Origin of the sequence: Neobacillus sp. CF12 (assembly GCF_030348765.1) — a bacterium.
Lineage (GTDB): Bacteria > Bacillota > Bacilli > Bacillales > Cytobacillaceae > Neobacillus.
On the sequence record NZ_JAUCEU010000007.1, the window covers coordinates 3103382 to 3128288 of the forward strand.

At 37.0% G+C, this 24907-nt stretch carries 31 protein-coding genes and 1 pseudogene; 12 read left to right on the forward strand and 20 right to left on the reverse strand.

Translation table 11 applies throughout. The features are described 5' to 3' along the window. Nucleotides 1-171 precede the first annotated feature (171 nt). A complete protein-coding gene (locus QUG14_RS14710) occupies nucleotides 172-741 on the reverse strand; it encodes a TetR/AcrR family transcriptional regulator (RefSeq protein ID WP_289341282.1) in 570 nt (189 codons plus the stop codon). A 12-nt stretch (nucleotides 742-753) separates the two neighbouring features. Beyond that, nucleotides 754-1461 carry an MBL fold metallo-hydrolase gene (locus tag QUG14_RS14715; protein ID WP_289341283.1) on the reverse strand — a complete coding sequence of 236 codons (708 nt, stop codon included), beginning with the start codon at nucleotides 1459-1461 and terminating at the stop codon, nucleotides 754-756. Between the two features lie 299 nt (nucleotides 1462-1760). Between QUG14_RS14715 and QUG14_RS14720 the strand changes: the two genes are divergently transcribed. Together QUG14_RS14720 and QUG14_RS14725 are read left to right on the forward strand one after the other, a co-directional pair. After that, complete coding sequence (locus QUG14_RS14720; protein ID WP_289341284.1) at nucleotides 1761-2279, forward strand: DoxX family membrane protein; 519 nt, start codon at nucleotides 1761-1763, stop codon at nucleotides 2277-2279. Between the two features lie 148 nt (nucleotides 2280-2427). After that, a complete protein-coding gene (locus QUG14_RS14725; protein ID WP_289341285.1) occupies nucleotides 2428-2937 on the forward strand; it encodes a DoxX family protein in 510 nt (169 codons plus the stop codon). A gap of 43 nt (nucleotides 2938-2980) precedes the next feature. On the opposite strand, the gene QUG14_RS14730 is transcribed toward QUG14_RS14725, so the two are convergent. Then, the gene (locus QUG14_RS14730) at nucleotides 2981-3211 is read right to left on the reverse strand and encodes a hypothetical protein (RefSeq protein ID WP_289341286.1); all 231 of its coding nucleotides are present in this window, start codon (nucleotides 3209-3211) and stop codon (nucleotides 2981-2983) included. Nucleotides 3212-3445: 234 nt separating this feature from the next. Then, complete coding sequence (locus tag QUG14_RS14735) at nucleotides 3446-3892, reverse strand: hypothetical protein (RefSeq protein ID WP_289341287.1); 447 nt, start codon at nucleotides 3890-3892, stop codon at nucleotides 3446-3448. 276 nt (nucleotides 3893-4168) lie between these two features. On the opposite strand from QUG14_RS14735, the gene QUG14_RS14740 reads away from it, so the two are divergent. Beyond that, the gene (locus tag QUG14_RS14740) at nucleotides 4169-5470 is read left to right on the forward strand and encodes an NCS2 family permease (RefSeq protein WP_289341288.1); all 1302 of its coding nucleotides are present in this window, start codon (nucleotides 4169-4171) and stop codon (nucleotides 5468-5470) included. Between the two features lie 41 nt (nucleotides 5471-5511). Here QUG14_RS14740 and QUG14_RS14745 read toward each other — a convergent pair whose 3' ends face one another. Next, the gene (locus QUG14_RS14745) at nucleotides 5512-6162 is read right to left on the reverse strand and encodes a glycosyltransferase (protein ID WP_289341289.1); all 651 of its coding nucleotides are present in this window, start codon (nucleotides 6160-6162) and stop codon (nucleotides 5512-5514) included. 631 nt (nucleotides 6163-6793) lie between these two features. Here QUG14_RS14745 and QUG14_RS29885 point away from each other — a divergent pair. Together QUG14_RS29885 and QUG14_RS14750 are read left to right on the forward strand one after the other, a co-directional pair. Continuing rightward, nucleotides 6794-6967: pseudogene (locus QUG14_RS29885) on the forward strand (YfjL-like protein); the annotation flags it as partial. Nucleotides 6968-6980: 13 nt separating this feature from the next. Beyond that, the gene (locus QUG14_RS14750; protein WP_289341290.1) at nucleotides 6981-7421 is read left to right on the forward strand and encodes a hypothetical protein; all 441 of its coding nucleotides are present in this window, start codon (nucleotides 6981-6983) and stop codon (nucleotides 7419-7421) included. 39 nt (nucleotides 7422-7460) lie between these two features. On the opposite strand, the gene QUG14_RS14755 is transcribed toward QUG14_RS14750, so the two are convergent. Beyond that, on the reverse strand, nucleotides 7461-8498 hold the full coding sequence (locus QUG14_RS14755) for a GGDEF domain-containing protein (protein WP_289341291.1): 1038 nt from the start codon (nucleotides 8496-8498) through the stop codon (nucleotides 7461-7463). A 316-nt stretch (nucleotides 8499-8814) separates the two neighbouring features. On the opposite strand from QUG14_RS14755, the gene QUG14_RS14760 reads away from it, so the two are divergent. Continuing rightward, nucleotides 8815-9291 carry a hypothetical protein gene (locus QUG14_RS14760; protein WP_289341292.1) on the forward strand — a complete coding sequence of 159 codons (477 nt, stop codon included), beginning with the start codon at nucleotides 8815-8817 and terminating at the stop codon, nucleotides 9289-9291. Between the two features lie 435 nt (nucleotides 9292-9726). On the opposite strand, the gene QUG14_RS14770 is transcribed toward QUG14_RS14760, so the two are convergent. Both QUG14_RS14770 and QUG14_RS14775 read right to left on the reverse strand, forming a co-directional pair. Then, on the reverse strand, nucleotides 9727-10404 hold the full coding sequence (locus tag QUG14_RS14770) for an AlkZ-related protein (RefSeq protein WP_289341294.1): 678 nt from the start codon (nucleotides 10402-10404) through the stop codon (nucleotides 9727-9729). 1 nt (nucleotide 10405) lies between these two features. Continuing rightward, the gene (locus tag QUG14_RS14775; protein ID WP_289341295.1) at nucleotides 10406-10951 is read right to left on the reverse strand and encodes an HD domain-containing protein; all 546 of its coding nucleotides are present in this window, start codon (nucleotides 10949-10951) and stop codon (nucleotides 10406-10408) included. A gap of 186 nt (nucleotides 10952-11137) precedes the next feature. Between QUG14_RS14775 and QUG14_RS14780 the strand changes: the two genes are divergently transcribed. Together QUG14_RS14780 and QUG14_RS14785 are read left to right on the forward strand one after the other, a co-directional pair. After that, nucleotides 11138-11320 carry a hypothetical protein gene (locus QUG14_RS14780; RefSeq protein WP_289341296.1) on the forward strand — a complete coding sequence of 61 codons (183 nt, stop codon included), beginning with the start codon at nucleotides 11138-11140 and terminating at the stop codon, nucleotides 11318-11320. A 137-nt stretch (nucleotides 11321-11457) separates the two neighbouring features. Continuing rightward, entirely contained in the window at nucleotides 11458-12234 is a 777-nt protein-coding gene (locus tag QUG14_RS14785; protein ID WP_289341297.1) for an alpha/beta hydrolase, read from the forward strand. 38 nt (nucleotides 12235-12272) lie between these two features. On the opposite strand, the gene QUG14_RS14790 is transcribed toward QUG14_RS14785, so the two are convergent. Next, complete coding sequence (locus tag QUG14_RS14790; protein ID WP_483310728.1) at nucleotides 12273-12746, reverse strand: DUF2269 family protein; 474 nt, start codon at nucleotides 12744-12746, stop codon at nucleotides 12273-12275. A gap of 127 nt (nucleotides 12747-12873) precedes the next feature. On the opposite strand from QUG14_RS14790, the gene QUG14_RS14795 reads away from it, so the two are divergent. Beyond that, nucleotides 12874-13263, forward strand: a complete 390-nt coding sequence (locus tag QUG14_RS14795; protein ID WP_289341298.1) for a DUF454 family protein — start codon at nucleotides 12874-12876, stop codon at nucleotides 13261-13263. Between the two features lie 51 nt (nucleotides 13264-13314). Here QUG14_RS14795 and QUG14_RS14800 read toward each other — a convergent pair whose 3' ends face one another. From QUG14_RS14800 to QUG14_RS14840, 9 genes are all read right to left on the reverse strand, one after another. Next, nucleotides 13315-14631: an amino acid permease gene (locus tag QUG14_RS14800; RefSeq protein WP_289341299.1), complete on the reverse strand. Its 1317-nt coding sequence runs from the start codon at nucleotides 14629-14631 to the stop codon at nucleotides 13315-13317. 154 nt (nucleotides 14632-14785) lie between these two features. Next, nucleotides 14786-15289: a GNAT family N-acetyltransferase gene (locus QUG14_RS14805; protein WP_289341300.1), complete on the reverse strand. Its 504-nt coding sequence runs from the start codon at nucleotides 15287-15289 to the stop codon at nucleotides 14786-14788. 16 nt (nucleotides 15290-15305) lie between these two features. Further along, nucleotides 15306-16307, reverse strand: coding sequence for a glutathione S-transferase family protein (locus QUG14_RS14810; RefSeq protein ID WP_289341301.1), 1002 nt, complete (start codon nucleotides 16305-16307; stop codon nucleotides 15306-15308). Between the two features lie 20 nt (nucleotides 16308-16327). Further along, on the reverse strand, nucleotides 16328-16777 hold the full coding sequence (locus QUG14_RS14815) for a GNAT family N-acetyltransferase (protein ID WP_289341302.1): 450 nt from the start codon (nucleotides 16775-16777) through the stop codon (nucleotides 16328-16330). Next, nucleotides 16774-17280, reverse strand: a complete 507-nt coding sequence (locus tag QUG14_RS14820; protein WP_289341303.1) for a GNAT family N-acetyltransferase — start codon at nucleotides 17278-17280, stop codon at nucleotides 16774-16776. Before QUG14_RS14820 ends, QUG14_RS14815 begins: the two co-directional genes overlap by 4 nt. 345 nt (nucleotides 17281-17625) lie before the next feature. Next, nucleotides 17626-17757 carry a hypothetical protein gene (locus QUG14_RS14825; RefSeq protein WP_289341304.1) on the reverse strand — a complete coding sequence of 44 codons (132 nt, stop codon included), beginning with the start codon at nucleotides 17755-17757 and terminating at the stop codon, nucleotides 17626-17628. A 67-nt stretch (nucleotides 17758-17824) separates the two neighbouring features. After that, nucleotides 17825-18262, reverse strand: a complete 438-nt coding sequence (locus tag QUG14_RS14830) for a GNAT family N-acetyltransferase (RefSeq protein WP_289341305.1) — start codon at nucleotides 18260-18262, stop codon at nucleotides 17825-17827. A gap of 12 nt (nucleotides 18263-18274) precedes the next feature. Further along, on the reverse strand, nucleotides 18275-19147 hold the full coding sequence (locus tag QUG14_RS14835; RefSeq protein ID WP_289341306.1) for an NAD-dependent epimerase/dehydratase family protein: 873 nt from the start codon (nucleotides 19145-19147) through the stop codon (nucleotides 18275-18277). 163 nt (nucleotides 19148-19310) lie between these two features. Further along, a complete protein-coding gene (locus QUG14_RS14840) occupies nucleotides 19311-19592 on the reverse strand; it encodes a YggT family protein (RefSeq protein WP_289341307.1) in 282 nt (93 codons plus the stop codon). A gap of 319 nt (nucleotides 19593-19911) precedes the next feature. Between QUG14_RS14840 and QUG14_RS14845 the strand changes: the two genes are divergently transcribed. From QUG14_RS14845 to QUG14_RS14855, 3 genes are read left to right on the forward strand one after another with little or no spacing between them, the layout of a single operon-like run. Then, nucleotides 19912-20661 carry a DeoR/GlpR family DNA-binding transcription regulator gene (locus QUG14_RS14845; RefSeq protein ID WP_289341308.1) on the forward strand — a complete coding sequence of 250 codons (750 nt, stop codon included), beginning with the start codon at nucleotides 19912-19914 and terminating at the stop codon, nucleotides 20659-20661. After that, nucleotides 20658-21584 carry a 1-phosphofructokinase gene (gene pfkB, locus QUG14_RS14850; protein WP_289341309.1) on the forward strand — a complete coding sequence of 309 codons (927 nt, stop codon included), beginning with the start codon at nucleotides 20658-20660 and terminating at the stop codon, nucleotides 21582-21584. The genes QUG14_RS14845 and pfkB overlap by 4 nt, the downstream gene beginning before the upstream one ends. A gap of 2 nt (nucleotides 21585-21586) precedes the next feature. Beyond that, the gene (locus QUG14_RS14855; RefSeq protein ID WP_289341310.1) at nucleotides 21587-23458 is read left to right on the forward strand and encodes a PTS fructose transporter subunit IIABC; all 1872 of its coding nucleotides are present in this window, start codon (nucleotides 21587-21589) and stop codon (nucleotides 23456-23458) included. Nucleotides 23459-23505: 47 nt separating this feature from the next. Here the strand turns inward: QUG14_RS14855 and QUG14_RS14860 are convergent, their stop codons facing one another. Both QUG14_RS14860 and QUG14_RS14865 read right to left on the reverse strand, forming a co-directional pair. After that, entirely contained in the window at nucleotides 23506-24324 is an 819-nt protein-coding gene (locus QUG14_RS14860) for an HAD family hydrolase (RefSeq protein ID WP_289341311.1), read from the reverse strand. A gap of 102 nt (nucleotides 24325-24426) precedes the next feature. Continuing rightward, nucleotides 24427-24870 (reverse strand): hypothetical protein, encoded by a 444-nt coding sequence (locus tag QUG14_RS14865; protein WP_289341312.1) that lies wholly within the window; start codon nucleotides 24868-24870, stop codon nucleotides 24427-24429. Nucleotides 24871-24907 lie beyond the last annotated feature (37 nt).

Here is a 24907-nt window from a genome sequence, read left to right on the forward strand (position 1 = left end):
AATTGGCTAGCCTTTTGAAATTAGAGAAAATCGTGATGTTTTCAAGGGTTTCTGTTAAATTGGTAACTTTTAGTTTATCTTAAATTCGCCTATTTTACGGATATCAGCGAAAAATAAATGATATCGGCGGCAATCCAATTATATCGGCGTTCCTGGTTTTCACGATAAAACCTAGTCTTCACGCATTCCACTAATAAACCCTTTAATTATAATTTCCAAACTTTCATTAAGATCTAACGCCATTTTGAAACCGCCCCGCTGCTCTAATGAGGAAAAGCCATGTAAAATGCTCCTTAAGCCCCGAACTGCATGTAATGCCTTCTCATCTTTTAGATGATAATCCTGTAAAACACGAACAGATAATTCAACAACCTTAGCACCAGCCTGTTGGACATCTTCATCTTCCATATCGGGTGCCATCAATGTTGCTTCATATATGCCAGGATGCCTACGGGCAAAATCCACATAGGCTTTACTTATAGAAAGTACCGCATCGTCACCTGCTACTCCGATAGCCGCTTGCACTAATTCTTCATACAGCCTATTAAGCCCGTATATCGCCATCTTTTTTCGCAATCCACCCAGCCCATCAAAATGGTTATATAACGAAGGCGGTCGAATTCCTAGTTTTTTTGCCAGGTTTGCCAGCGTAACTTCCTGCATTCCTTGTAGATCTGCAATTTCCCCTGCCACTTCAAGAATGGCATTTAATTCAAGTCCGACTTTAGGTCTCGGTGACATAAACATACTCCTCTATTTCAATTTCTGCTCTAAACTGCGAATAGACTGTTCCATGGCTCCAACTGGATTCTTCACCATTTCTCCATGTCCAATTGCAAGAAGTTCTGGTCGATAGCCTACTAATTTCCTTGCACTAACGAGTGCCGTTTCTTTACTCCATGTAGCCAATGCCGGGAATGGAAACAATGGTTTTAGTTCTCCAGATACAGCCATCCCGCCTCTTGTTGTAAATGCGTCCCCTGCAATAAGTGCCTTCGTCCGTGTATCAAAAAAGGACATGGATCCAGGTGTGTGCCCAGGAGTCTCAATTGCCGCTAATGACCCCACTAGATCACCTTCTTTTAATAGTACATTCGCTCTCGTTTTCAACCTTTTGGGAACCCCACCTTTTATCGGTGTTTGATGTTCATGCTGATCAAGCGAAAGGTCACCATTCATTAATCTATTATCCCTCATAGAAATATAAACAGGCACATCTGGAAGCTCTTCCTTTATCTTATCAAGCGCACCCACATGGTCCTCATGCGCATGCGTCAAAACGATTTTCGTAATCGGCTTTCCAATCGTTTTGGCAGCCTTAAATATCCCCTTCATACTATATGGCAGCGCTGCGTCAATCAAAGTTAATCCGTCCTCTTCCTCAACTAGATAACAATTTACCGGAAAAACATTTGCCATAAATGTCACCTGATATAAAAAACCTGTATGGATCATTCTCATATACCCAACCCCTTTTAACTAATATAATTAGTTTTATTTTAACTAATCATATTAGTTAAAACAAGAATATATACCTTTATTTTTAAAAATTTCATCTGAGCGTTACGGCATAAAGATCGGACCAATCCTCGTTAAATCAAGCTAAATTCGTTCGAGTGATATAAGCTTGTAACAATTTGTTCAAAACTTTTTTACAAACATGTGAAATAGTGAACAATCTATCCTCGATTCGAGATTAATTTGTTATATTAGCAGTGTAGTAATTATATAAAACTTATTTAACAAGGAGATGCTTCAAAATGTTTACGAACTTTTTAAGAGAAAATAAAATCGCGGCTGGAATTTTAACAGTCTTACGTTTATACCTTGGATATTCTTGGTTCACAGCTGGTTTAGGAAAATTAACAGGCGGCGGATTCGATGCTTCAGGCTTCTTAAAAGGGGCAATTGGTAATCCAGTTAAGGGTCCAGATGGCAATATGGTTTACGGCTGGTACGTTAACTTCTTAGAAAGCTTTGCTTTACCAAATATTGATATGTTTAACTTCATCGTGCCTTGGGGCGAAACATTAATCGGATTAGGTCTTCTGTTAGGATGTTTAACAACTGCCGCAATGTTCTTTGGTTTAGTGATGAACTTTTCATTCTTCTTAGCTGGTACGGTATCTCACAATCCGACTGACATATTCTTAGGTTTCATCATCTTAACAGCGGGTTTCAATGCTGGTCGTATTGGCCTTGATCGTTGGGTAATTCCTTTCATTCGTAAAACAATGAAAACAGAAGGCAGCAAAGACAAAGCAAAAGCGGCAGCCTAACAGCTGTTATGCACCAAGTTGTTCATGGTTCTGTCAAAACATTTTTAACAAATTGTGAACTTATCACTATGGTCATGTTGTTAATTACAAAATTCTTATATAGTGAAACTATCAAATACAAACTATTTATTGAGAGGCGGAGTACATTATGTTTAACCATTTTTTAAGAGAGAATAAAATTTCAGCAGCTATATTAACAATCATTCGCTTATACCTTGGATACGCTTGGTTCACAGCTGGTTTCGGTAAAATCACAGGCGGTTTCGATGCTTCAGGTTATTTAAAAAATGCAGTAGCGAATCCAGTAAAAGGTCCGGATGGCAACATGGTTTACGGCTGGTACGTTAACTTCCTAGAAAGCTTTGCAATACCAAACATTGATGTCTTCAACTTCATCGTGCCTTGGGGCGAAACATTAATTGGTTTAGGCCTTATGTTAGGATGTTTAACAACTGCCGCAATGTTCTTTGGTTTAGTGATGAACTTCTCTTTCTTCTTAGCAGGAACTGTATCTCATAACCCGACTGACATTTTCTTAGGCTTCATTATCTTAACTGCTGGTTACAACGCAGGCCGTGTTGGTCTTGACCGCTGGGTAGTTCCATTCATCCGTAAAACTGTTTTCAAAGGGAAAGAAACAGCAAAACAACATGCATAACAAAAAAGTCGCCTCAATCACAAAATGATTGAGGCGTTTTTTATTAATAAATATTATCTTCTTCTCCGTTTTCAAAACCAACTCGATCTTGATACCAATTTGTTATTTGAGTAAGGATAGCAAATACAAGAAAGAAATTCATGGCCCATACGTTAATAAATGGTGCTAACCCTCCAAACTCAATTCCATGGTACCCTTTTAATTTCATAACAATCAAGCTTTCAATAAAAATTAGTACAAAACCCAAAACACCCGCAACAGCCATTCGAATCATTTTAAGTTCCCTCCATATCTTACCCTTTTAGGTTTACCCTATTTCTAATATTTCAAAGTCATAAATTTGACGATTCTGTGAACATCTTTAATCCTATTATATTGCAAATTTTATGGAAACAACAACAACAAAAAACATTTCTTTTAAAGAAAAATCTCTATAACAGAAAAATAATAACAAGGTATATTAAAGGAGTTTTAAAAAGGAAGGAGATGCCGGATCATATAAAAATGATTACTGTTTTATCCATCGATATATGGATGTTAAGAAAGTAAGGATTGAAGCATAAATGAGGAAGGTATAAAAGTTAACAAAGATCGTATTCGTATACTGATTTAGCCATGGAAATTGGTATATCCGCGAATTTTCATTCGTGGGTGGACCGCCTAATTTCTGAATGACATCATTAAAATAAGAAAATTCCATTATACTGGAAGCAATTAGGACGATTAAGGAGGCAACAACAATGTTTCGGTAAGTGACTTTTTTAAAAGAAGCGTCTTTCAGTTTTAGAAATAATTCATAGCCAAACAAGGAAAACGTCAACAGCACAAAAGGAAAAATAAGAATCACAGGATTACCGTTTCCTGAGAAAGACTCAGGACTAAATGAGAACTCCTTTACCATAACAACTGCAATTAAACAAAGCATAAAATAGATGATTAATTGTCTAGATAACATTACATCTCATCTCCTCCTGATTGTAATAATAAAAAGGAATAACGCCATATTGTTTATATATTCAACAGAAAATAGTGTTATTCCCACCCCGCCCCCTTTAATCCCTGTGACTAAATATTAGACTATTAAGTAGGAAAAAGGTTTTACTTTTTTTATCCTTTTCATAATCAATTTATCGAGCAGATTTTCTTTTCCATAAGAAAGATTGAAATTCCCACTGAAAACGAATATTATATAAAGGTTGTTAAAAAATCGTTCGCTTTTTGGAGGAATCCTATGTTTAAACTAAAAGAAAACCAAACAAATACAAAAACAGAGCTACTCGCCGGAATTACAACCTTTTTTACAATGGTTTACATAGTTGTTGTGAACCCAGTGATTCTTGCCGATGCAGGTGTACCATTTGAACAAGTATTCACAGCAACGATTATCTCTGCAGTTATTGGAACACTATGGATGGCATTATTCGCAAATTATCCAATCGCCATTGCACCTGGAATGGGGCTAAATGCATACTTCGCCTATTCAGTCGTTGGCGGCGCGCAAAATATTAACTATGAAACAGCCTTTGCTGCTGTTTTTATTGCCGGTATTATCTTTGTTATCTTGTCTTTAACACCTTTCAGAGAAAAATTAATTGATGCAATTCCTGATAACCTCAAGCACGGGATTACCGCAGGAATTGGCTTGTTTATTGCATTTATTGGGTTGCGCATGACTGGGATTATTACTGCTCATCCTACCAATCTTGTCGGTTTGGGTGACTTGAAATCTCCTTCAGCACTGCTTGCAATAGTCGGACTGGCTATTACATTAATTCTGATGGCACTGCGAATCAACGGGGCTTTATTTTTTGGAATGATCATTACCGGTTTCATCGCCTTCTTTACGAACCAACTTTCTTTTGATCAAGGTTTTGTATCACTTCCTTCTCTTCCTGAAGGATTGATTATTGGGAACCCTATTACAGCTTTAAGTGATGTCATTGGGCACAGTTTATATGCCGTTGTTTTTTCATTTATTTTAGTAACGATTTTTGACACCACTGGCACCATGATAGGTGTTGCCAATCAAGCTGGTTTAATGAAAAATGGAAAATTGCCGCGTGCCCGTCAAGCATTGCTCTCTGACTCCGTTGCAACATCAATTGGAGCGATGTTTGGTACTAGTCCAACAACCGCCTATATTGAATCCACATCAGGAGTTGCTGCTGGAGGACGAACAGGGCTAACTTCCCTTACGGTAGCAGCTTTGTTTCTTGCATCGGCATTTTTCGGCCCTCTTGTTAGTGCCGTTTCAGGTATTTCTGCGATTACGGCTCCGGCTCTTATCATTGTCGGAAGCATGATGATGGGAAGTATCGCAAAAATTAAATGGGATGAATTAGATGAGGCTTTTCCTGCATTCCTTGTGATTCTGAGTATGCCGTTAACCTCGAGCATTGCAACCGGAATTGCGCTTGGTTTCATCAGCTATCCGCTTCTTAAGATAGCGAAAGGAAAATGGCGTGAGGTTCACCCGCTTCTCTATGTTTTCGCCGTATTGTTCTTTTATCAGCTAGCATTTTTACCACATTAAAAAAAATGGAGTCCCAACAACATGTTGGTGACTCCATTTTTTTAAAATTTATTTGGAAACTGTTTGATAATTCCGTCTGCAATCGCATCTGACATATGCAGTAAATGTTCCTCATTTTTGTCAAGCGCCTCAATATTCGCTCTCCAATCCTTATTGAGTTTTGCAACCACACCATCAGTGATCAGTTTTAAGTGCATATAGAGCATTCCATTTAACTCTTTTTTATTGTAATTTGGGTTTGCTTTCGTTAAAAAATTGGTAATATCATCTGCATTTTTAAACCATGCAGCATTGTATTTTTTGAAATCAGCCTGATTACCACTTTTTGCAGCAGATACTACTTGACCGCCAATTTGTATATGCTCTCTCAATAATTGTCCAAGCTCATTACCAGCAGCCTCTCCGTAAAAGGGTTTAATGGCATTCCCTAGATCAGCCTGGTTTTTCAATAATCTTGCCAGCACCGGTTCTTGGTCCCCCAGACCTGCAATTGAACTTACTACAAACTTTTCTGTCCAAAAATTGTGCTCCATCCAAAGCTTTCTCATTTCTGCTTTAAACTGGGCGGCTTTTTGATTTTGCGGCTGAATTTGTCTCTCTGCGTGTTTGTTCCCTTCCGCATTTGTGAAGGACGGGAAGATTAATACAAATGAGAGAAACAAAAGCATGAATTTTGATACGTGTTTTTTCATAAAATCATCTCCTAATAATAAATTAAACGGGTCAACTTATTATTAGATTTTTCATCCATTTTCAATCTAAAAAAAATTTTCATCTTCATAATTTCCACATAACATCTCTATAACTTCTACAAATGTTTATCTTATTATAAAGATAACTTATTTAGGACTTAGGTTTTAGGAACCTTATTCTTAAAAACTTCCCATAATTTGATTGGTACCCGGGTACCAATCCTTTTTTTTTCCCTTTTTTACAAACTTGTCATCTTCATAATTTCCACATAACTTCTCTATAACTTCTACAAAAGTTTATCTTATTATAAAGATAACTTATTTAGGACTTAGGTTTTAGGAACCTTATTCTTAAAAACTTCCCATAATTTAGCCTGGTACACGTGTACCAGGCCCCTTTTTGCCCTTTTTACTATTTTTCAACCAAAACAGTACCAAATGGTGTAATTTTACACTATGATGAAAATACAATAGTATTAGGTTAATATAAGGGGTGTAAAAATGAAGGTAAAAGCTATTTTATTTTCACTTATTACGGTCGTGCTCCTTTTGTCTGGTTTCGTTTATTTCTTTTTTAATGGAAACACCGCCACAAAAGAAAAAAGCAGGGAGATAAGTAGCTGCCTACCTTGAGAAAAATTATCCAGAGGAATCCTTTAAAATAACTGACATTGCCTACTATCCTGGTGAAGGAACATATATCGTCCACGTTATTTCGAAGGATGGAAAAACAGAAGGGAATATTGATGTAAGAAATGGAAGAATTATAGTTGGTGGTGCAGAATTTCCTTTAAAGGAAGAATAGAAAGGTGATGCCTTTGAATCTCCCATTAGGTATAACAGGTTATCGGTCATTAAAGGAAGAAGAGCTCCCGATTACCGATGGAACTGAATTTATTCAACATTGTTACGCCATTATTAGACAATTAGGCGGTAAAGTAAAAAGTACCACTGAGGAAAACTCTTACCGAAACTTTTATACAGTGAAGTATGACTATCATGGTGAAATAAATTTTGTACTGCTAAATAAGCATTATCCTTTTCTGGCTTTCGCTTCTTCAATCGATAGTCTTACTTTTCTTGATTTTCCTGACATGGCAGCGACATTCAATGTCTTCTATACTGTTCTATCAAAGGAAATTTTAAATAGAGCATTAACAGCAGACCATTTATCAACTTTATCGAAAGCCGAATTAGAACAAATCACCTACTGGAAACCAGAGACAATAGGCGAAGTTATTTTTAATAATTGGGATTAGCTAATTAAATATGGGATGGTGCCATATAGCGCCAACCCTTTACTTTATATAACTAACTTGATTTCTCCCACAGTTCTTGCATTGATACAAACCTTTATCCGCCCGGTTTAATAAAGTATCAATGGTGTCACCTGCTTTAGAATTTGTAACCCCAAAACTGGCTGTTAGTTTCCCAGCTCCTACGAAACTATGTTCAGCAACTGCCTTCCTAAGATGTTCCGCAAGCTTTACCGTATCTTCACCGACTGTATTAGAAATAATAATGAACTCTTCCCCGCCCCAACGTCCAAAAAGCTCCCGATTGCTAAGCTCCTGTTGGATGAGTTCTGCTAACTCTACTAATACTTCATCACCGATTTTATGTCCAAAGTTATCATTGACTGACTTGAAATGATCAATATCAAAGAAAATGATTGAAAATCCTTCCTTCTTATCTTCAAATACCTTGAGCTTTTTTTCAAGCCATTCATCGATTCGCAGACGATTAGCAATTCTTGTTAATGAATCAAAGTAAGCATGCTTTTTAAACATTTCAAGATCAGCATAAGTCTTAAACACATGCTGAGCATAGTAAAGAACAATAATGTAAACTAGATTAGCAAAGTAATACTGTCCTAGTGAATCAATCGATTCTGACGAAAGATTGTTAAGATACATAATGCCAGACACAAAGGTTGTAAGAAATATAACAATGGAATAGTATAACCCCTGTTTAGTTCCTAAAGTTAAGAAAAAGAATAAGGTAATAATCGGCATCCAGATAATAAAATCCCCTAGAGAACCGCCTGATATCACCATATAATTGCGAACAGCGTCAAAAAAGGTTGTTACATGATAAAAACTGACTAAAGCCAAATTGGAGAATTCAGTAAATCGAACAAAATATCGTTTATATAGTAAAAACCAGCTTATGATAAACCATATTGCGAGAGTATTATTTATTGTAAAATCAAATTTATTGATGGCATTACTATTTTGTAGAAGTGTATTAGAAATAAGAGAAATGATAATACAAGGTACTACCCACAGATAAATGCGTATCTTAAGATCATTAAGTGATTCAAATCTCTTTAACATATTTCATCTCCCAACTAACCTAACCGATTAGTCCTGCCTGCTGCTTGACAGCTGACTGAAATAATCACAGCTGTAGAAATTACTCCTTCCCTTCATTTATTTCTATATTTTAATGGATTACCCAACTATATTTACGTTCACGAAAAAGCAGTGACCTTACATCGGACACTACTTCTCATCATTATTATATCAAACATATTAATAGGAAAACTATATAGTAATGATTGTTAAAAATTTACGTTTTTTCATTACCACAAGACATATTTTGGATAGTACTTTCCATATTGGACATATTAACATAAAAAAGGGAAATGTTATGATAGGACTTTTAATTGCAATTGTTACCTTTAACTTTATAGGGTTTAAAACAAATAACAGACTAACAGGTAATCAAATTCTTCACATTTGGTTATTTACGATTGCATTTCAATTACTATTCGATATATTTATCGAGTTCAAATATCATGCTTATTGGTACTTCGACAAAGAAGTAGACTGGCGTGGAATCCTGCCCCATGTGTTCTTAATTCCACCAGTGAATATGATTTTCTTAAATTGGTTTCCTTATAAAAGAAAATGGCTAATGAAATTTTCTTTCTTATTTCTTTTCGTTATCGCTATCTTACTATACGAAATTATTACACTCCTTCCAGAGCCTTGGGGCTATTTTCATTATGGCTGGTGGAAGCTTTGGCATGCCGCTATCCTTGACCCTTTCCTTCTACTTATCGTATTAGGTTTCTATAAATGGATTTGTAAATTAGAAAAAAGAGCATGTTTAGAAGGTCGTTAACATCTCTTATGATGAACACAAGTGAAACTTGTTTTTAATTTCATGAAATTGTACATCAAATTTGCCTGTCTGCCTTTTTTTGTTCGTGGATTTATTTTGGAACGTAAGCAGTCCATAAATCGCTTATCGCAATAACAAGGGGAGTTTCCACGTTCGAGACAGAGGTCATGTTTATAACAACAGGAATCAACATCATTTATAGGTGCTCCTGGTCCACTACATCCTGGCCCGCACCATCTGTACCCTGGAAAAATACAGAGAGAAAATGGCTTTTTCCTACTACTCATATTTTTTCATCTCCTTTTTATATAAAATATGATGTTGTAGGAAAGTGGGGACATGCTCCTATCACGGACTGTTTAAAAAAATATGATGTAGATGGGTTTACGTGCCGTTCTCATAATGACAGCAAAAAGGAAGTCCTCAAGACTACCTCTAAAATCCAAATAATTTATTAAAAGCTTTCATTGCATCCGGACTGCAAATGGCAGCAAAATGATCTCTTAACTTCATTTTCGCATCTTCCTTTTCAATCAAACTTTCATCAAGTCCATGATTCTCTGCCCAGTAATTCATTGTTTCAAAAGAGGTACTGTTCCAGCCATTTTTCTCTCCAGCCTCGTTTGTTTTTGCCTTCGTTCCAGAAACAACTATGTCCATTGAACTTTGCAATTCCAGTAAGGCATTATCAAACGCCTTCTTCTTTTCTTTATCTTTCATTCCTGCTTGGACTTTCAATAATCTTGTGTCTATTCCTTCATTCTCACTAATTAGCAAATACAGTTCTACTGCTTCCCTTGAGATTACTCCGTCTTGATATCGATCACTAACAGGTAATGGAGACCCTAAAATTGCACGAAACAACGGCAATAGCTCGCTAGAAATCAATACAGATTTCTTTTTAATAAACTTTCCATATGCCGCTGCTCCATCAATAGGAAATTTAGCTCGCCAAAGCCATGGATCCAACTCGGAACCGGTGTACCAATTTTTTTTCGCAGTAATACTATCGAGTGATGGATAATTAGGGATAAGATTTGCCAAAGGCAGGAATCCAATTTCTTTAATAACATCTATTGCTTCCTCATATGTATGAACCAAATATTCCTTCATCCTAAGTTATCTCCTTGAAAAGTCTATCAACTTCATATCTTAAATCTGTCCATAATTTAAAAGTGGATTGTGCAGCCAAGCTCTCAACTACATTGGTATAGTACCACTTTTGTTGTTCTTTACCTGCATTAAATCTATCCCAGACCTCTTCACCAACTAGTTCATAATCTCTAATGATTGAACGGATATTATGAAGTTTATCTGCACAAACAACAGCACGGATATCCTCTGAAGCTGTTTTTAAAAATGCAATGGTATGCTCTTTTCTATCTTTCCAAGCGAGTGATTTATCAGGTTCAGAACTTCCCTCAACAATTTTAGCAATCTCTGCCCCAAATTCACTTTTAATTTCTTCAAGGGTTAGTGCTGTGTCCTCAACAGTGTCATGTAAAATACCTGCCGCAACGATTTCCTCACTATATCCGTTTTTCAACAACATCATACCGACTGCAACAGGATGAATAATATAGGGAATATCGGTATTTTTCCGATATTGTCCTTCATGATACTTACTAGCTATCTCGAGCGCCTTTTCAACTACATCCATATTGATCATCTCCTAATCCTGATAACATCTATAATCCTTTATTTTCACTTTATTTCCACATGGCAAAACAAAACTCCTTCTTAGCCTTAATATAATTATTACAATCGAAAATATGTGCAATTTGTCCAATCACATATTTTTGTACAAGCATATTTTATAGTACAAGTATGAAAGGGGGGATATGGAATGTCTAATGAAAGAAGACGTCGTGATGATGATGATCGCAGAGAAGTCAGAAGAGTCTTTATTGATGCAGAAGAAGTTATTATCCGTGCTGATAGAGTAAGAATTCAAGGCGATGATGACAGAAGAGACGATAGAAGAGACGACAGAAGAGACGACAGAAGACGCCCATTCTGGTGGGTATAATTGATTCATCTAGGGAATAAATAACTTCCCTCAGGCTGGTGAGAAAAATAGTTCTCACCAGCCTGTTTTATTTACCCTAAACACCAAGTACTATGGTAAATTAATGAAAAAGAATATACAGAATAGCAGGTGAACAGGTGATAGAAAAATTTAATGTTTTAATGTCAGCATTTAATCAAGAAAGAATGATCACAGTGTATCTGCCTATGAGTTATGACGAATCAACCAAGCGCTACCCCGTATTATATATGCACGATGGGCAAAATGTTTTTGAAGATCAAGGTGCCATTAAAGGTGTATCTTTACGTTTGAAAGATTACTTAGATGAAAACAAAGTCGATATAATCGTGGTAGCAATCGATTTAAATCCTGAAGGAGAAGAACGCTTTAACGAATACTGCCCATGGGTTACTGGAAAAATCGCCGAGAAAATACTTGGTCACCGCAGCTCATCTGGCGGTAAAGGTGAACAATACTTGGACTTTATTGTAAATGAGCTTAAACCATTAATAGACCGTAACTATCGAACTCTTGAAAATCATACTTCAATGGCAGGAATTTCATTAGGAGGACTTATTACTACATATGCCGCCTGCCGTTATCCAGATATTTTTAAACGAATTGCTGCACTATCTCCAGGATTTTATCGTAACCAAGAGGAAATCGAGGTATTCGTTAAGAATTCGGACCTTTCTACAGTTGAAAGGGTATATATCGATTTTGGTACGAATGAAATCACGGATGATCAAGAACTGAATAACCAGTTTACAGACATGATTCAATCTGTCTATGAAATTTTGAAAAGTAAAATAGAGGATACCCGCTACGTAACGATTGTTAATGGAGAGCACAACTATACTTCATTTAAAAAAAGAATACCTGCCGTAATAGATTATCTATTTTCGGATATATGAATGTAAAAAAGGTATGGCTCCCATACCTTTTTTTCTATTTAAAATGGTTTTAATATCATTAAAGCGATAATGACAATGAAAATAGCATTTTCCAGGTGTTCATATCGGAATAGAATTTTTGATAAACGATAGTACTCTTCTGGGATTTCCTCGCCCTGATGAGAAGCTAGTAAAGCCTTTACGGGTTTAGACCTAGGTGATAGCACAAGCGGTCCAATTGCCAATGCCGCTAAGAAAAGAATTAGACTTATTACATACCAGCCCATTCGAAATAAACTCAGATTCATAAAGCCCATGATTAATCCTGTTACGAGTAGCAGCGTACCGCCCACCATCACAAAGATATGCAGCTTATGCCTAACAGCATAGGAGTGCCTTAATTCTGTCATGGTCTTTCCCGACTTTACCACGGTTGTCAGGATAAATCCTGGCCCCATTCCTAGGATTGCTGAGAAAATATGTAAAACTACGATCATTTTATAAAAAGTAATCATTAATTTTTGAACCCCCATTCTCTAACACCACCATTTTAACATAATGGTGGTTGAAACTGTTTTAATGTACTTATTCTGTCATAAAACTTCCTTTTTTTAAGTGGTATACTATAGATGTACATTACCGAACAGGGGATTAAGAGATATGAATAAAATTGTAAAACTTCTCTATATTATTATCGGTTTTATTGCCCTCGGCTTAGGAGTTTTGGGTCTTATTTTGCCGGTGTTACCGACAACACCGTTATTACTATTAGCCTCCTACTGCTTCGTGAAAGGTTCAGAACGATTTGAACGCTGGTTTAAAGGAACAACTCTTTACAAACGTCATTTGGAGACTTTTGTAAAAGAGCGATCGATGACATTAAAACAAAAACTAACGATTTTGTTATTTGCTGATGCAATGATCGCCATTCCCTTTTTCATACTTGAAAGTATCATGGTCCGAGTTATGCTGGCAGGTGTTATTATTTATAAATATTATTACTTCATCTATAAAATAAAAACAGTACCTGCCGCAACTTCAAAAACATAATCAAAAACCTTGCCATTACTAAATGACAAGGTTTTTTTTGATTAAATTCTTTTATTTTTTTCTAAAAAATGAACACAGCAGTAAGATAACCAGCATTCCTAAACATACAAACATACTCGCTCGATTCTGTTCGCTAAAAGCAAATGCCAAACAGGTAATACTTAACGTTATGGCAGTAAATGAGGTAACATACGGAAATCCCCAAACTTTAAAACTCGGTAACCTTGTATATGTTTTGCGAAGCTTCAGTTGCGCTAAACAGATGCTAATCCACACCAATGATACCGTAAAACCAGGAATGGCCATTAAATATCCAAACACACGATCAGGTGAAAAGTACGCAACAAAAGTTCCGCCAATAAGGATAATACCACTCACGATTACACTGTATAATGGAACACCATTCTTAGAAACATATGAAAATAGTTTGGGGGCTTCCCCTTCTGCTGCTAAAGAATGCATCATACGTGTACACCCATAAATTCCAGAATTAGCCGCAGACAATACAGCCGTTATAAGGACAAAGTTCATGATATGAGCCGACCCATCAAAACCGACTGCAGATAAGACTTGCACAAACGGACTTGCTTGATTTCCGATTTCATTCCATGGAATTAATCCGCAAATGATAAGAATTGGGAGCGTATAGAAGATTACAATTCTCCAAATAACTCCTTTAATCACTTTAGGCAATACCTTTTCTGCATCCTTCGTTTCTGTTAAAGTCAATCCAATAAGTTCAGTACCGCCGTATGAAAAAATGACGATTAACAAGGCAGAGAATACCCCTGTCCAGCCCTGCGGGAAGAAACCCTCATGTTGTACATAATTTTGAAAATAGTCTGTTTGATTGCTCGGAATAATTCCAAATAATATACCGGCACCCAAAACAACAAATAAAACAATCATCGTAATTTTTATTCCGGCAAACCAAAACTCAAACTCACCGTACCGTTTTACATTCATAAAATTAATAGCCACAATGAAAATAGCACTAATAAAGCTTAAGGACCATAAAGACATTGTAGGAAACCAATATTGCAAAAAGCTTCCCGCAGCTATTACTTCAATCACACACACAACTAACCACATAAAACAGTATAGCCATCCGATTACAAAAGACACATTTGTTCCAAAAGCCTTATGAATAAACCCTTTCATATTCACCCCTGGGAAGGCGATGGCCATCTCGGCAATTGCACTCATCACAACAAGGAGTAATAAGCCTGCAAACAGATAAGAAAAAATAACAGCTGGCCCTGCAATCGAAACGGTTTCTGAAGTTCCTTTAAATATACCAGTACCGATTGCTCCTCCGAGTGCCATCAAACGGATATGCCGCGGCAGTAAACTTTTTTGTAATTCCATAATTGCACTTCCTACTTTTTCTGATAATAAAAAAGCCCCTACTGATTATATAGCAGGGACTAATAACATACGTTATATTATAGTAGTATAGTTAATATTCTGTCAATTAAATTCTGCCTACGTTCGTAAGTAAACAGATCTTATCTATTCTTGTTCATTCAAAAGATAGACGATACGCTTTTACAACAATACCGTCATCTGCAGGTTCAAAATCGTATTGTGGTAATCGTTCGAAACCAAAGCTCTCATATAATTTCATCGCTTTTTCCATAAATTCGCCTGTATGCAGCCCGATAGCTTGATGCTCTTTCTCTTTTGAGCGTTTAATACATTCTGAAATCAAAGCTGTTGCCACTCCCTTGCCGCGCGCTTCTGGAGAAACCGCGAGCATTCGTATTTCAGGATAGTCAACACTCTCTACATTCCCCTCATACGCATCTATTTTTGCTGGAAACAAAGCGACACTTCCTAAAATCACACCATCCTCTTCGGCTACGATCAATTCAACACCTGGCTGTGTGTCTGCCTTTGATGAGATTGCCTGCTTCAAAGCCTGCCAATGACCGTCAGGGATATTGGCTGCATGCTCCTGGTATGCGGCAACTCTCTGTTCTCGAATAAATGAAAGTTCACTTTCAATCGCTTTGCGTATAAACATTCCCTCTTCTCCCCCCTTACCGAATAAGAAACTTTTCTTCTATGTTACTAAGTTCTTGGCGATTATGCTCAGAAAGGAGTCCAGTGAGATCTGGTCCCTTTGGCAAAATGCTATTATGTCCTTTTTGATCATTACTAGCGATATGGTTTGATAGATGATAATGCCTTTTAATTGCATCAAAATCAGTGGTATCACCAAAACCAGGAGTTTGATACAAATCGCGTAAATAACCCCATAAATGAGGAAAATCAACGATTCGATTACGATTGGTCTTAAACGCTGAATAATACGCTGCATCAAAGCGAATTAATGTAGCATATAGTCGAACATCCGCGTCTGTAATATAATCCCCAAATAAAAAACGTTGGTTCGAAAGACGATCCTCTAAATCATCTAATCTTGCAAATAACCTATCATAAGCCTGTTCATAGGCTTCCTGTGATTGAGCAAAGCCACACTTATATACCCCATTGTTCACTTCATGGAAAATAACATCGTTTAAGGCATCAATCTCTTTACGTAAAGATTCTGGATATAAATCTGGAGCATTCTCCTTATGATAAGGTGCCCAAACCGTTTCTAGATAGTTTGTTAGTTTAAAATAATCATTGTTCGCAACTTTTTGTTCTTTAACATCGACAATAACCGGAACAGTTGGTCTCCCCGAATAATCAGGATCTGTTTTCTTATAAATTTGACTCATATAGCGAATTCCTAATACTGGGTCTACTCCTTCTTCATCTAAAGAAAATTCCCAGTCTACATGAGGAAGTTTGGGACGCATCGGACTAGCTGTCCCTAAACTGATTACTTCCTCTAAACCAAGAATACTTCTGACAATTACTGAACGATGTGCCCAGGGGCAGACGGCTGACCATAATAGCCGATATCGTCCAGCCTCAACTGGCAATTCACCCTTACCCCATCCAAACGGTGTATCAAATCTATTTTTTTGGCGGTTAAACGAGCCATCTGCTTTTATTTCGGCTGCAATACTTCCCTGTTTATTTTCTGCCACTTTTCACACCTCTTTATTAATTAGAGCTTATAAAAGTAATAACGAAATTCTTCATCTTGCTTAAAGCCTTGTTTCTCCCAAAACGTCCATGCTTTTTTATTGGTATGCTCAACCGAAAGTTCTATACCTTTTGATTTTGTTAATAAAGTAAATTCTTTGACTGTCGCAAATAGTTGTGTGCCAACCCCGCTGCCCCTAAACTCCTCTGTTATGAAAAAATCATTTAGTAGCCAAACACGTTGTAGGGTTAAGGAAGAAAATAGTGGATAGAGTTGTGCAAAGCCAATCACTTCATCTTGTTTCTGTGCGATAAAAATAACGGATTCCCTGTGTTCAAACTTTTCAAATAGAAAACGTTCCACCAATACCGGGTCCTTTTGCTGGTTAAAATACTCCCGATAAGAGTCAAAAATAGGTACGATATGAGGTAAATCTTGAATGGTTGCTTGTCTTATGGCAGGTTTGCTCATTTTAGATGCAGCACCCTATGTTCGTCATCCAAATAAACACCATTTAGTTTCATGGCTTTTTCCTCGAGCCCATAAACTTTAAAGCCTAGTTTAGTATAAAGCTTTTTCGCTGGTTCATTGCTTGCCACAACTGATAAATTAATTTTTTCAATTCCCTTTATCGATTTTGCTTTATTAATTGCTTCGGTGAGAAGTGCCTCCCCTACACCTAATCCTTGTTTCTTTGGTGTCACATACATCGCAAAAATGTTTGCTCTATGCTGGATCTTTTCTGCTTTTTCTTGGAGAAGGGTTACTACACCAATGAGGTCATCACCATCAAATGCCCCAAACGTATAATTTCCTTCTATTGTAAGATTGCTCACAACCTGCGCTACCGGATTTTCTCTTTTAATAGCGTCTTCATAACTGGTTAAAAATGCATCTGGGGCTAGCTTTAAGGCTTCTAATCTTAAATCCCAGTATTTTGGGGCATCTGAAGAGGTTAGTTGTCTAATTTCCATGGGGACATCTCCCTTTACTTCTAAATTTATACTTACCATTTTACCAAAATTCAAAAAAGATAGATAATCAAATAAGTGTCTTTCCCTAGGTGAGGTCATTCAATAAGATACCGTTCATGGTTACCACTTTCTTCTTTTTTATTGATTTTCGATCACCATAGAGCCTTCATAGTTACCACTTTCTTCTTTTTTTATCGGTTTTCGGTCACCATAGAGCCTTCATGGTTACCACTTTCTTCTTTTTTATTGGTTTTCGGTCACCATAGTCATCCTATATTAATGCTACATGGCTAAGACAGGGTAAAAAATAAAAGAGGCTTAATTAAGCCTCTTTACACCCACCAATTATTTTTCATTTCTACTCTGGTTGGATTTTTTGTGATTCCCTTCTGTAATGACACGGTCAATATCTAAATAGGGTTTTCCGCGTAATGCATCATTTGATATTATCGTTGCGTTTTGCTCATTATTATTCATTATGACTACCTCCCAGTTTAGATGGATTAATTTTCCGTCTAGGAGTAGTTTGTGCAATCTATTGACGTTATATTGAAAGATAGTAAAAGTAATTTTCTTCCTTCTTAAATCCTATTTTTTCATACAATCTCTGTGCATTCAGATTATCTTCCCCTGTTTCTAGCAATACCCCCTTTGCACCTGTTTCCTTGGCAAATTCAATCGCTGCATGAATTAATTTCTCCCCAAAACCGTTCTTGCGAGCAGATGCATTTACATATAAATCGTTAAGGATCCATGATTTTTTCATACTAACAGAAGAAAATGTCGGATATAGTTGAACAAAACCAACCGGATTACTCTCATCATAGGCAATAAAAATAACTGAATCCTCGTTTAATAATCTTTCTTTTAAAAAAGAGTTTGCTCCCTCAAGGTTTGATTCTTGCTCATAAAATACGCGGTAGGAATCAAATAGCTCTGTTAACGCATGTAGATCATTTATTGAAGCCTTTTGTACACTCATTCTTATTCCCCTTTACGATGAATAGTGAAGAATTAATTCGCTTAAAAGTTTATCTAAGGATGTAAACCTGTATCCCATTGATTGAACTAGACTCGTACTTACAGACCATGATCCTGGCAGATTATAGGGGGATGGACTACCGTTCTTGCTTAAAATTGCATGTGCACCGATATGCTCCTCAATTAACCCGAGTAATTCTCTCAGACTGACATCTCCTTCAGAGCCTGGGTTAATGCCACCATGATAATTAGATTTAGCAATCGTGTATAAAAACGAAGCTGCCTCCATTGAATCAATAAAGCTATAACGTAAGTCAGGATCTTCAATGAACAGTGGTTTTCCTTCCTTTACGTGCTCAACATGGAATTTAAACCGGTTTGTATAATCGTCTTCTCCTAGAATAATCGGGAACCTTACTGCCACCACTGGAATGTCAGCATTCTGAAATAGAATTGCCTCAGCCGCTCGCTTTGCTTCCTGATATCCGACATAGCCTATGTAGTCTCTCCTTGTTTTTAGGATGGGCTGGAACTCCATTGGATTAAAGCCTTCCTCTGAATGCTTGGTCCCAAAATCATAAACGGCCTGACTTGAAGTAAATATATATTTTTGAACCTTTCCATTTAAGGCGTTTAGCGTATCAAGGGCTTCTTGGGAAGAATAGCATGTTTGATCATATACAACATCCCAGCTCTTATCCTTAAAAGCTTGGTCCAATGATTCCGCATTTTCACGATTAATAATTAATCTTGAGACTTGCTTACCGAAGGGATCAGCAGTTAGTCCTCTTGTCGCAATGGTAACCTCGATTCCTTCGTCTACTAATAATTGCACCAACCTCTTACCAACAAATTGAGTTCCTCCAAGTATTAATGCAGATTTCAAGTACATCTCCCCTTTGCATCATCTAATTTCTAGAATACCTCAAATTACCAGTTTAGTGATACTAACAACCTACCAACTCAATTGAAAAATTTTTCAGAAAAAGTAATAGGGCCTTACCTACAATAAAATGTAAGTAAAGCCCTATCTGATTTACGTAATTTAATTAAGCACCTATCATAATTATCAGTTGGCGAAGTCCCTCAAGAGCAAAATTCCCAAGAAAGCTATAAGCTATAATCGCAACGATTGGTGAGAAATCAATCATCCCTAACGGCGGGATAAATTTCCTAAAGATAGATAAGTACGGGTTAACGAGTTTACCTACAATCGTTCCAACTTTTGATGTTTGAAATTGCGGAAACCAGGAACCAAAAATATTAATCAAGATTAACCAATAATAAATATCATAGATATAATTTCCAATTTCAAAAATAATTGATCCCAAATGTATTCTTCCTATCTATAAATATTTTTTTCATCTGCAACATTTACATATACGTATTATACTCAATAAGGTTTCAAATATATCTATATTTTTAACTAAATCTGTTTTTTTCATAAAAGTGCAAAAGTAGAAAGTGTTCAAAAAATAAATTTCATTTTGGGAATACTATAAAGGTTACAAGGATGCTGAAAAGGCATCCTTTTTATTTGGAGTTTTTTGAACGAAAAAGAATGTTTATGAACTTTTATGATTGATTTTTAATGTTTATGGTAGTAGAATAAAAATAGAATAAATGAAAGCGTTTTAGGAGGCGGTAATGATGTTAGAGCCAGAACGCCATCAAATCATATTGGAAGCATTAAAAGTAAAGAATTCTGTTAAACTTCAAGAACTTGTTGAATTAACGAATTCCTCTGAGTCAACGATTAGAAGAGATCTTATACAGTTAGAACAAGGGAAATTTCTCAAGCGCGTACACGGGGGTGCTGCCAGGCTCCAAGGAAAGTTGCAGGAACCAAGTATGACTGAGAAATCCTCCAAAAACCTTCAAGGAAAACGTCAAATCGCTCAATTTGCCGGAAGTTTAGTGGAAGATGGTGACTGTATTTATTTAGACGCAGGTTCTACCATGTTTGAAATGATTCCCTTTCTTCCAGAAAACATAGTCGTGGTAACAAACGGATTAACACATGTAAATGAACTTATTGAAAGAAACATAAAAACATTTTTAATAGGCGGCTACGCTAAGCCATCCACGAAAGCCTTAATTGGCCGCGGAGCATTAGATAGTCTAGAACATTACCGTTTTGATAAGTGCTTTATGGGAGTGAACGGAATTCATTCACAATTTGGCTATACAACTCCCGACCCTGAAGAGGCTATGGTTAAACAACTAGCGATTTCATTATCACGTGAAGCATTTGTGGTTTCGGATGAATCAAAATTCTCAGAAATTGCTTTTGCAAAAATCGCAGACCTCCATATGGCGACAATTATCACAAATGAATTAGACCCTGATACGAAGGATCAATATCATAGCAAGACAAACATAAAGGTGGTTACATCATGATTTATACAGTTACATTAAATCCCTCCCTTGATTACATTGTAGAAGTAGAGCAAGTAACGCTTGGTGAATTAAACCGAACAAAGAACGAAACCAAATTTCCAGGTGGAAAAGGAATCAATGTTTCTCAGGTTTTAAAAAGATTAGACGTTGATAGTCGTGCTCTTGGATTTTTGGGCGGTTTTACCGGAGATTATATTGAAAGTTTCTTAACATCACACGGTATTCACACCGACTTTGTGAGAGTCGATGAAGATACAAGAATAAATGTAAAACTCAAGTCTGACAAAGAAACAGAAATCAATGCTAAAGGACCAAACATTACCGAAGGAAACTTTGAATCCTTGAAGGCAAAAATTCGAGAACTTACTAGCAATGATATTCTTGTACTTGCCGGCAGCATTCCATCCACGATGCCAGAGAGCACGTATGAAGAACTTGTAAAACTATGTAATGAAAACGGCACAAAATTCGTTGTCGATGCAGAAGGTGAATTGCTTAAGAAGGTTCTTCCATTGGGACCCTTCCTAATAAAACCGAATCACCATGAACTGGGTGATTTATTTAATACCGTTATCAACTCTTGTGAAGAGGTCATTCCTTTTGGCAGAGAGCTTGTCAAACAAGGTGCACAAAATGTGATTGTATCTCTTGCCGATAAAGGGGCTGTTCTCATCAATAAGGATCTTGCCTTAATCGCCACTAGCCCACAAGGTAATGTAAAAAGCTCAGTTGGTGCAGGAGATTCCATGGTAGCAGGATTTATCGCAACCTATGAAAAAACAAAATCGATAGACGAAGCTTTTCGTTTTAGTGTGGCGGCTGGCAGTGCGACTGCCTTTTCAATCGGATTATGTACACGCGAAAAAATGGAAGGCTTGCTCCCTCAAGTAATAGTAGAAAAGTCAAACCTAAGAGGAGAATGATGATGAGGATTACTGAACTATTAACAAAAGAAACCATCAACCTTTCATTAACAAGTTCAACAAAGACCGGTGCAATTGAAGAATTAGTAAGTGTTTTAGATCAGGCAGGCAAATTAAACGATCGTTCAGAATATAAAAAGGCGATTATCAAAAGGGAAGAGCAAAGCACAACAGGGATTGGAGATGGAATTGCGATCCCCCATGCAAAAACAAATGCTGTTAAACATGCAGCAATTGCGTTCGGGAGATCCAAAGTTGGTGTAAACTATGAATCTCTTGATGGCCAGCCTTCTCACCTCTTCTTTATGATTGCGGCAACCGAAGGGGCAAACAATACACATTTAGAAGCACTTTCCCGACTTTCAACCATTCTATTAAAAGATGAAGTTCGCAAACAACTTTTAGAAGCTAAAAGTGCAGATGAGATTTTAACTATTATTGATTCTTATGACCAAGAAGAAAAAAACGAAGAACAATCTATGGCTGGTAAGAAACAATTTATTGTTGCCGTAACAGCTTGTCCTACGGGTATTGCTCACACGTATATGTCTGCTGATTCTCTAAAAGCAAAAGCAGCAGAAATGGGTGTTGATATCAAGGTTGAGACAAATGGCTCCGGTGGTGCTAAAAACGTACTAACAGCAGAAGAAATTGAAAATGCTGTTGCTGTTATCGTAGCGGCTGATACGAAAGTTGAAATGAACCGTTTTAATGGCAAACATGTCATTGAAACAGCTGTTGCTGATGGGATTCGCAAACCAAAGGAACTAATCGAAAGAGCATTAAAACAAGATGCTCCGATATACAGCGGCACTGGAAAATCGAGTCAGGAAAGTGAACAAACTGGAAGAGGAATTGGAGCGACGATTTATAAGCATTTGATGAACGGTGTATCAAATATGCTTCCATTCGTAGTCGGCGGCGGTATTTTAATTGCCATCAGCTTTATGTTCGGCATTAATGCAGCCAATCCTGATGATCCTACCTATCATCCAATTGCTGAAGCACTGATGACGATTGGCGGCGGAAATGCATTCGCCTTAATGGTTCCCATTTTAGCAGGATTTATTGCCATGAGCATTGCGGACCGTCCAGGATTTGCAGCAGGTATGGTCGGCGGAATGCTTGCTACTAGCGGCGGAGCAGGATTCTTAGGCGGACTTGTTGCTGGTTTCCTAGCTGGGTATTTAGTGGTCGGCTTGAAAAAACTTCTTTCTGGTATGCCATCTTCGCTCGAAGGAATTAAAACGATTCTGTTATATCCTTTATTAGGTATTGCGTTAACTGGATTCATTATGTTATTTGTTGTGAATAAGCCTGTGGGCGCATTAAATACAGCTATTTCAGAGTGGTTATCTGGTTTGGGTACAGGAAATGCAGTTTTACTTGGAATTATTTTAGGATTAATGATGTCATTTGATATGGGTGGCCCAGTTAACAAGGCAGCATATGTGTTTGGAACAGGGTTATTAGCAAATGGGGTATACGAACCAATGGCTGCTATTATGGCTGCTGGAATGGTTCCTCCATTAGCAATTGCAATTGCAACAACATTATTTAAGAAAAAATTCAGCCTTCAAGATCGAGAAGCAGGCAAGGTGAACTATATTATGGGATTATCCTTTATCACTGAAGGTGCCATTCCATTTGCAGCAGCTGATCCACTTCGTGTCATTCCTTCTGTTATGGCTGGTTCAGCCATTGCTGGTGCTTTATCAATGATGTTCAGTATCGGACTGCGTGCTCCGCATGGTGGAGTATTCGTAATTCCACTCGTTGACGGCAGTTGGTTGTTGTATTTACTAGCAGTTGTGATTGGATCAATTGTTTCTGCATTATTAATGGGATTCTTGAAAAAGCCTGTAACCAATTAAAAACGAAAAGCCCAATTTCCTTCATTAATAGGAAATTGGGCTTTATATTATTTTACTAGTGTTTCTGTATGAAGTTTAAGCAAATCACGAACTGCATAGGCAAATCCATCTTCATCATTTGATTTTGTAATGATGTCTGCTGCTTGCTGCACATGAAGCGGTGCATTAGCCATTGCAACAGAAGTAGTAGCTACCTCGAACATAGCAAGGTCATTACCGCCATCACCAAAAGCAATGATCTCTTCAAAGTCAAGATTCATCATGTTTTGGTAGCGTAATAATGCTTTTCCTTTATGCGCTTCATTTGAAGTAATTTCTACATTATTTGGGAATGAAGAAGCCATTGAAATAGCAAACTTACCTTCAAGCGCCTTTTTAACTTCTTCCACTTTTTCTAACTGGTCATGGTGTGTTAAAGCAATTAATTTATAGATTTTCAACTGGTCTTTTTCAAGAATTGCATCGTAATTGAATTCTTCAAAAAGAGTATTGAGTTCTTCTTTACTTTTTTTATGCAAAGGCGGTAATGTGGACGGGAATCCCCCATAATTGGTATAAACTAAGATACCCACACCTAGACCCTTTAATATCGGAAACAGTTCTTTATACGTTTCAATCGATACAGTCGCTTCATATAACAGCTCTCTTGATTCTGAGAATAAAACTGAACCGTTCACACAAAAAATAGGAATCTCTAAATTTTGTAACGCCTTTATTTTTATAACATCCGCATAAGCCCGGCCGGTGTTTAGAATAACCGCATGCCCTTGCTTCCGCAATTCGTTAATGGTTTGTAAGTTAACTTCAGATATAGCATGTTCAGAATTTAGTAACGTACCGTCTAAATCGATTGAGAAACATTTCATCGTGTAGTCTTCATTCCTCTCTCTTTATCTCAAAGACTACTATATCAGATATTGGATGAATTAAAAAAGTTTAATTTTGGAAGGTATACTAGATCAGGGACATTACTTTGTGGGATGCCCCTGATCAGCTTCATTCTTTCTTTCCTTTAATATATCTTGAATGATTTCCATATGAAAAGCTGCCCATGCCTTTTCTCGAAAATGGATCATCACACTTATACCTAACGTAAGCAGGTAGACGATACAAAAACCAGCCCAAAGCCAGGATCCATCTTTGAATAGGTAGGAAGCTAATTGTTTTGAAAACAGAAGTAACAACCAGGGAGCAGATGATACCAGGATTGGAATAATGCCTGACCCGTTATATTCTTTTATCATACGGTAATGGATTAATTGCAATGTACCGCTATCTAGAGATTGATAAAGAGTTTGAATCTTTTCTATTTCTTTAAATTCTTTTGTTTCCCTGATGATATCGCCATTATGGATTGTTTTTTTCAATCGCAGAAAAACTTTGTGGGCATCCCCTTTTAAAGAAAATATCACCTGCGCATCCCTCCCTATATTTAGGATTTCCTAGAGG